This is a genomic window from Mesorhizobium sp. M7A.T.Ca.US.000.02.2.1, from assembly GCF_003996995.1.
Taxonomy (GTDB): domain Bacteria; phylum Pseudomonadota; class Alphaproteobacteria; order Rhizobiales; family Rhizobiaceae; genus Mesorhizobium.
Map to the genome: position 1 here is coordinate 23895 of NZ_RZTT01000016.1, position 6965 is coordinate 30859.

The 6965-nt window shown below is 65.0% G+C and carries 7 protein-coding genes; 3 read left to right on the plus strand and 4 right to left on the minus strand.

The window, feature by feature from the left end:
* Window positions 1-185 precede the first annotated feature (185 nt).
* From EOD15_RS03190 to EOD15_RS03195, 3 genes are all read left to right on the plus strand, one after another.
* On the plus strand, window positions 186-956 hold the full coding sequence (locus EOD15_RS03190; protein ID WP_245463556.1) for a hypothetical protein: 771 nt from the start codon (window positions 186-188) through the stop codon (window positions 954-956).
* Complete coding sequence (locus EOD15_RS36510; protein WP_245463557.1) at window positions 953-1135, plus strand: helix-turn-helix domain-containing protein; 183 nt, start codon at window positions 953-955, stop codon at window positions 1133-1135. The genes EOD15_RS03190 and EOD15_RS36510 overlap by 4 nt, the downstream gene beginning before the upstream one ends.
* 222 nt (window positions 1136-1357) lie before the next feature.
* Window positions 1358-2068, plus strand: coding sequence for an outer membrane protein (locus EOD15_RS03195; RefSeq protein ID WP_164761757.1), 711 nt, complete (start codon window positions 1358-1360; stop codon window positions 2066-2068).
* A gap of 156 nt (window positions 2069-2224) precedes the next feature.
* On the opposite strand, the gene EOD15_RS03200 is transcribed toward EOD15_RS03195, so the two are convergent.
* The 4 genes from EOD15_RS03200 to EOD15_RS03215 all read right to left on the minus strand — a co-directional run.
* Window positions 2225-4522, minus strand: a complete 2298-nt coding sequence (locus EOD15_RS03200) for a xanthine dehydrogenase family protein molybdopterin-binding subunit (protein ID WP_127408284.1) — start codon at window positions 4520-4522, stop codon at window positions 2225-2227.
* A complete protein-coding gene (locus EOD15_RS03205; RefSeq protein ID WP_127408285.1) occupies window positions 4519-5502 on the minus strand; it encodes a xanthine dehydrogenase family protein subunit M in 984 nt (327 codons plus the stop codon). The genes EOD15_RS03200 and EOD15_RS03205 overlap by 4 nt, the downstream gene beginning before the upstream one ends.
* The gene (locus EOD15_RS03210; protein ID WP_127322713.1) at window positions 5499-5978 is read right to left on the minus strand and encodes a (2Fe-2S)-binding protein; all 480 of its coding nucleotides are present in this window, start codon (window positions 5976-5978) and stop codon (window positions 5499-5501) included. Before EOD15_RS03210 ends, EOD15_RS03205 begins: the two co-directional genes overlap by 4 nt.
* A gap of 231 nt (window positions 5979-6209) precedes the next feature.
* Window positions 6210-6965 (minus strand): molybdopterin cofactor-binding domain-containing protein (locus tag EOD15_RS03215; RefSeq protein ID WP_148129488.1); only part of this gene is annotated, 756 nt, incomplete at its 5' end.

Here is a 6965-nt window from a genome sequence, read left to right on the forward strand (position 1 = left end):
GGGTATTTTCGAGTAATCCGAAATTCAACCAGCCCAATCCACGAAATTAAGCCAATCCTTGTCCAGGACGGCACTGGAATTGTCACCTGGCGCACAAGTATTTCCGGCTCTGGACAGACCGTGATCTGGTCCCATACGGTGCGTGTCGAAATGAAGACGCGATTGTAGAAAAGGCCGGTTGCCCCTTGCAAAAGAACGTCTTCTCATCGGCGGATCTGCCGCCGCATCTGGATCATCGCGCACGCTTCGCGCGCTGGCAGGACATCCATGTCGCCGAGATATGGTCGGTCGAATACACGATTTCGGAGAGACTGTCGTTCGAAGCCGCGATCGAAGCCACCGCTGTCGGCTCGCTGGTGCTTGGGCAGATGGCCGGGACGATCCGTCATGCCAGCCGCAAGGCGGGCAATATCGCCGCCGATGGTCGCGACGGCTATCTGCTGCTGGTGAACAATGGCGATACGGTGCTCAGCGGCACGCAGATTGGCCGCGATTATCACGTCGGCAAAGGCGAGGCCGCACTGGTCTCGGCTTCGGAAGCGTTGCAGATGACCGGCGGCGACAGCAATGTCTGGGCCAATGTGGTGCTCCCTCGTGCCGTGCTGGAAAATGCCTTCGCTCATATCGAGGATCGGCTGGCGTTGACCGTTGGAGCCGACAATGAGGCGCTCGGCATGCTCAAGCGCTATTGCAGCTTCCTGGAAGCAGGCCCGGCGCTGGTCTCGCCCGACCTCATCGGCCACGCCACCGAAACGATCGTCGACCTGATCGGCCTTGCGACCGGCGCCAAGGGCGAAGCGGCCGCCTGCGCGGCCTGCGCGCGGCAAGGCTGCAGGCCATACTGCAGAAGATGCGGGATAATTTCGCCGATCCCGCCATTTCGGCGCAGGGCGTTGCCGGGCAATTGCGGCTCTCCGTTCGCTATGTCCATGACCTGCTGCAGGAAACCGGGGTGAGCTTTGCCGAGCGCATTCTCGAACTGCGCTTGCAAAGGGCGCATCGCATGCTCCGCGACAGGCACAATGACCGCATGCGGATCAGCGAGATCGCGCTGCTCAGCGGCTTCTCCGACGTCTCCTATTTCAACCGCTGCTTCCGCCGCCGATTCGGCTCGACACCGGGCAGTGCCAGGTAGTTTCGTCGCCGCTAACCCCGCCGGATACACGACACGCCAATCGACTGAGGCCGAATGGCCACACCAGCCGGGAAAGCGCTGCCTATGCTTTCCCCGACAATTCGGGTGCGGCCCAGCCCAAGACGCCGCGGGCGGACAATGCAACACCGGATTTCTCGACAACAGCTGGATCTCCGCAGCTCATTTGTGCGGTGGGGAAGCAACATGGGGCAGCAGACAACAATGAAAACTCTTCTTCTCGCAACGGCCTTCATTCTCGCGCCGCTCGGTATGGCGTGTGCGGCTGATATCAATGAGGTTTCGCCTGTTGCATCCGGCTACGACTGGTCCGGACTCTATGCCGGCGTCGACATCGGCTACGCGGCCGGAAAATCCAATCTGTTCATCGCCGGCGGCGGACTGGGCGGGGCCACCGATCTCAATGTCTCCACCGATCCGAACGGATTTATCGGCGGTGTCCATATCGGCGCCAATTACCAGATGGAGAACAGCTTCGTGATCGGCGCCGAGGCCGACATCATGTACAGCAATATAGATGGGCTGACGGCCCTCGACGCCGGCGGCGGCGGTGTCACCACGTTGCTCAAGAGCGAACTCAAATGGTCGGGGTCGGCGCGGCTGCGCGCCGGCTATGCTTTCGATCGGACCTTGCCCTACATCACTGCCGGCGTCGCCGCGGCCAAGTATGAACTGATTGCGGTCAGCGCCGGTGGCCCTGCCGCCGAAGTAACGCTCCACAGCGACAGCCATGCCGGCTGGACCGTTGGAGCCGGCATCGAACACGCCTTTACCGACAAGTGGATCGCGCGGGCCGAATACCGCTACTCCGACTTCGGCAGCCAGGACCTCTCGGTGGCAGCCGGTCTGCCTACGGAAACCCATGTCGACCTCCAGACACAGGATATCCGGGTCGGGCTCAGCTACAAGTTCTGATTGCTGGTGCTACAGATCTCCCTCGGGAGATGGCCGGCAGGCCAGGGGGCCGGCGGGGCTCGGCCTGCTGCCGCAGACGGGGGTCGGCGCTCTATACGCGACGACCCCCTCTGTTGCCTTTGGCGACATCTCCCCTCGAATGGGAGATCAGCCGCTTCAGATTAGCTTCTCCAGTGTGATCGGCAGATCCCTGATCCTCTTTCCCGTCGCATGGAACACCGCGTTGGCAATCGCCGGCGCTACGCCGACGATCGCCAATTCGCCGACACCCTTGCCGCCGAGCACCGAGGAATGCAGGTCGGGGATGCCGACCGAGATCACTTCGATGTCCGGGATGTCGGCGTTGGTCGGCACGAGGTAATCGGCGAGGTTGTCATTGACGATGCGGCCGTGGCGGCGGTCGACGATGCCTTCTTCCAATAGCGCCTGGCCGATGCCCATGATGATGCCGCCCTTCCATTGGCTTTCGGCAAGTTTCGGGTTGTAGAGCCGCCCCGAATCCAGCGCCGACACCACACGCGATACACGCACCGTGCCGAAATCCTCGTCGACGCGCACCTCGATGAAATGCGCGCACCACGAGTGGCGGGAATAGTCGCCCTCGGTGTGCGGCAGCGCCATGGCGATGGTGGTGTAGTTCTTGTAGCGCTCCTCTGGCGTCGAGTTTTCCGGCATGGTGTCGCCGGTGGCTTCGATGTGGTCGCGGCCGACGCTTTTGAGCAGTTCGGCGATCGAGACATCGGGGCCGTCGCCGCGCGGCGAAGCGATGCGGCCATTGGCGACGACCAGCGTGTTGGCCTGCAGCGGGTGGAAGGGCGAGCGCGGATCGCCGATGGCAAGGCCCACCAGCTGGTCGAGCGCTGAGCTCGCGGCCTTGTAGACGGCGCCGGTCATGACGCCGGCCAGCCGCGAACCGCCGGTGACGCCGGCACGGGGAAAGCGCGAGTCGCCGAGCTTCACCACCACGTCGTCGGCTCGCACGCCGACCGTTTCGGCGGCGGTCTGCGCCAGAATGGTGTAGGTGCCCTGGCCCATGTCGATCGACGAGCTTTCGACCTCGACCGAGCCGTCGGCCAGGATACGCACGATCGCCTCGCCATAGGCGCGCCGAACCGGATAGGTGCCGGCCGCGACTCCCCAGCCGATCAGCTGGTTGCCGTCGCGCATCGAGCGCGGTTCGGGCGAGCGCCTGGCCCAGCCGAAGCGCTCCGCGCCTGCGGCAAAAGCCTCGCGCAACTGTCTGGTCGACCAGGCTTTCTTGGCATGCGGATCCTGCTCGGCATAGTTCCGGAGCCGGATTTCCAACGGGTCGATGCCGACCTCGTAAGCGAGCTCGTCGATGGCGCATTCAATGCCGAAGGCCGAGGGGTTTTCGCCCGGCGCGCGCATGGCGCCCGGCACCACCGAATTGACCCGCACGACATTCTGCTTCGAGGAGAAATTCGGCGTCGAATACATGATCGAGGTGACCGATCCCAGCGGCTCGACCCACATGCCGTCGATGGAGGTCTCATTGACGCTGCGATGCACGATCGACTGGATCTTTCCGTCAGCGTCGGCGCCGATCGTCACCGTCTGCCGCGTCGCGGCGCGGCCACCGTAACCGGTGAAGGTCTGGGGCCGCGTCATCACCAGGCGCACCGGTCGGCTAAGCATTTTGGCCGCACATGCGGCCACCGCGCCATGGCTGAGCGCCAGTGCCTTGGAGCCGAAGCCGCCGCCAATATAGGGCGAGACCAGCCGCACATTCTCGAACGGCACGTCGAACCATTCGGCATAGGTCCGCGCCATCCCATCCAGCCACTGGCTTGGCTCCCACACGGTGAGCTTGTCGCCCTCCCAGCGGGCGATCAGGCCATGCGGCTCCATCGGCGCCTGGTATTCGCGCGGCGTGTTATAGGCGGCGCAGATGCGGACCGGTGCCGAGGCGAACGCACCTTGCGCATCGCCCCATTCCTTGGTCATGGCGTCGATCGGGATGCCGTCGCCGGCCTTGGCGTCGCTGAGGTCGACGATGGTAGACGTCTCGTCATAGCTGACCTTGACCAGGGCCGCCGCCGCCACCGCCTGTTCGAAGGTTTCCGCAACGATCGCCGCGACATACTGACCCGAGAAGGTGATGTCGCGCGCGAGCGGGCAATAGGGCTTGTCGGGCGGCGGCGTGCCGAACCAGTCCGCCGCGGTCCTCAGGCTGATGATGGTGTCCGGCGTCAGCACCTGCAGCATGCCGGGCGCCGCCTCGGCTGCCTTGGTGTCGATCGCGAGCACCTTGCCCGATGCAATCGTGCTCCCGACCAGCACGGCGTAGGCGAGGCCTTCGAGCTGCTGCTCGACGGCGTATTTCGCCGCGCCGGTGATTTTGGCCGGGCCGTCGACGCGCGACAGCCGGCCGCCGACGGCTTCGGCAAAAGCGCCGTCGGATGCATCCCCATGCCTGATGTTGTGAACGGTCATGCCGTCTCTCCCAATTTGAGGATGGCGCGGGCGACGACGCGCGGCACCAGTTCGATCTTGTAGTGGTTGGCGCCATGGTCGACGGCGCCTTCGACTGCGAGCAGGCTGGCGGCGCGCACGGTGTCCGGCTCCAGCACCTTGCCTATCAAGGCCGCCTCGACGGCCCGCGCACGCCACGGCTTGGTCGCGACGCCGCCAAGCGCCACGCGCAAATCGCGGATCGTTCGGCCGTCAGCCTCGAACTCAATGCCTACAGCGGCACTGGCGGCGGCAAACTCATAGGATTGCCGGTCGCGGATTTTCAGGTAGGTCGAACGCCGGGCAGAGGACGAGCCGGGGATCTCGATGGCGGTGATCATCTCGCCCGGTTCGATCGCATGTTCCCTGTCCGGCGTGGTGCCGGGCAGCAGGAAAAAGTCGTCGACCGGGATCTGGCGCTCGCCGAGATGAACTGTTGCGTCGAAGGCGACCAGCGCCACGGCGAGGTCGCCTGGATACATGGCGATGCAGGCGTCGCTGGCGCCGAGCACGGCGTGGCCCCTGGTGACGCCGCCTATGGCCGAACAGCCACTGCCGGGTTCCCGCTTGTTGCAAGCGGAGAAATTCCCGGGATCACGGAAATAGGGGCAGCGCGTGCGCTGCATCAGATTGCCGCCGATGGTCGCCATGTTGCGGATCTGCGCGGAAGCCGCCTGCCACAGGGCTTCCGACACCGCAGGAAAGCGGCTCTTGATGTCGGCATGGTCGGCGACATGGCCCATCCTGGCCAGCGCGCCGATGGTGGCGCCGCGTTCGTTCACCTCAATGCTGTTCAGTCCGTTAAGATGGGTGATGTCGACCAGCGTCTCGGGCTCGGCGACGCCGCATTTGGCGAGATCGATCAGCGTGGTGCCGCCGGCCAAGAGCATGGCGCCGGGCAGGGCGGCTGCCTGGCGTGCCGCATCGACCGAGCTGGCGCGAAAATAGGAAAAGTCCCTCATGATGCGACCTCCAAGGCGGCTTGGCGAATGGCGGCGACGATGTGTGGATAGGCGCCGCAGCGGCAGAGATTGCCGGCCATGTATTCGCGGATCTCGCCGTCGGAGCCGGCATGGCCTTCCCGGATGCAAGCGACCGCCGACATGATCTGGCCCGGCGTGCAATAGCCGCACTGGAAGGCGTCCTGTTCGAGGAAGGCAGCCTGCACGGGATGCATTTCGCCCTCCCGTGCAAGCCCCTCTATGGTGGTGACGGTGCGGCCTTCGGCTTGGGCGGCCAGCGTCAGGCAGGCCAGCACGCGCTCGCCATCGATATGCACGGTGCAGGCGCCGCACTGGCCGTGGTCGCGGCCCTTCTTGGTGCCGGTCAGGCCGAGCCGGTCGCGCAAGGCGTCGAGCAGCGTCACGCGCGGCTCGATGTCGAGCCCGTGAAGGTGGCCGTTGATGTCGAGATGGACGGGGATCGTTGTTTTCGTCATGGGCATCTGGCTCCAGTTGCTTGACGCGAAGTCGTTGATCTGATGTTGGGCCGGCGAGGACCGAGCGCCCGCTGTCCGGCCCTTCGCTGTCGCTCCGGACCGTTCGGGCGTTCAGCCCTTTAAAAAGATCCACTGGACCTTTTGATCCGCCCGAAGGCGGACCGGGCCTTCACCGTTCGTCGGACGGGAAAGCCAAGCAATTGGCTTCCCGTCCGCTAGGCGGACCACTCCTCACCCCAGCAGGTCCTCGATGCGGATCGGAAAGCGCCGCGGCCGCACGCCGGTCGCATGCCAGACCGCATTGGCGACGGCGCCGGCCGTGCCGGTGATGCCGATTTCGCCGACGCCCTTGATGCCGAGCGCGTTGACGTGAGGGTCGTCCTCGTGGACCAGCAGCGCCTCGACCGACGGAACGTCGGCATTCACCGGGACATGATACTCGGCGAGGTTGGCATTCTGGATCCGGCCAGAGCGCCGGTCGGTGATGGCTTCCTCATGCAGCGCGAACGAGACGCCCCAGATCATGCCGCCATAATACTGGCTGCGCACCAGCCTGGGATTGATGATCCGCCCGGCGGCGAACGCGCCGACCAGCCTTGTGACACGGATCTGGCCGAAATCCGGATCGACCTTCACCTCGGCGAACACGGCGCCATGCGCGTGCTTGGCATAGGTCTCCTGGGACGCCGGGTCGGGGGCACCTTTGCCATGGCCCTCGATCTCGGTCAGGCCTGCACGTGTGAGGATCTCGGCATAGCTTTCACCGCGGCTTTCATCGTCGCGCCGATAGAGGCGGCCACCGCGCGCCAGCACGCCTTCATTGCCGGCGCCGTAGAGCGGTGAGTGCTCGTCACCGGTGGCGAGATCGGCGAGCCTGGCGATGACGGCGGCACCCGCATTGTGGATCGCCATGCCGGCCGTCGCCGTGTGGCCAGAGCCGCCGGCAATGCCTGCATTGGGCAGATCGGAACTGCCGGCCCTGAAATC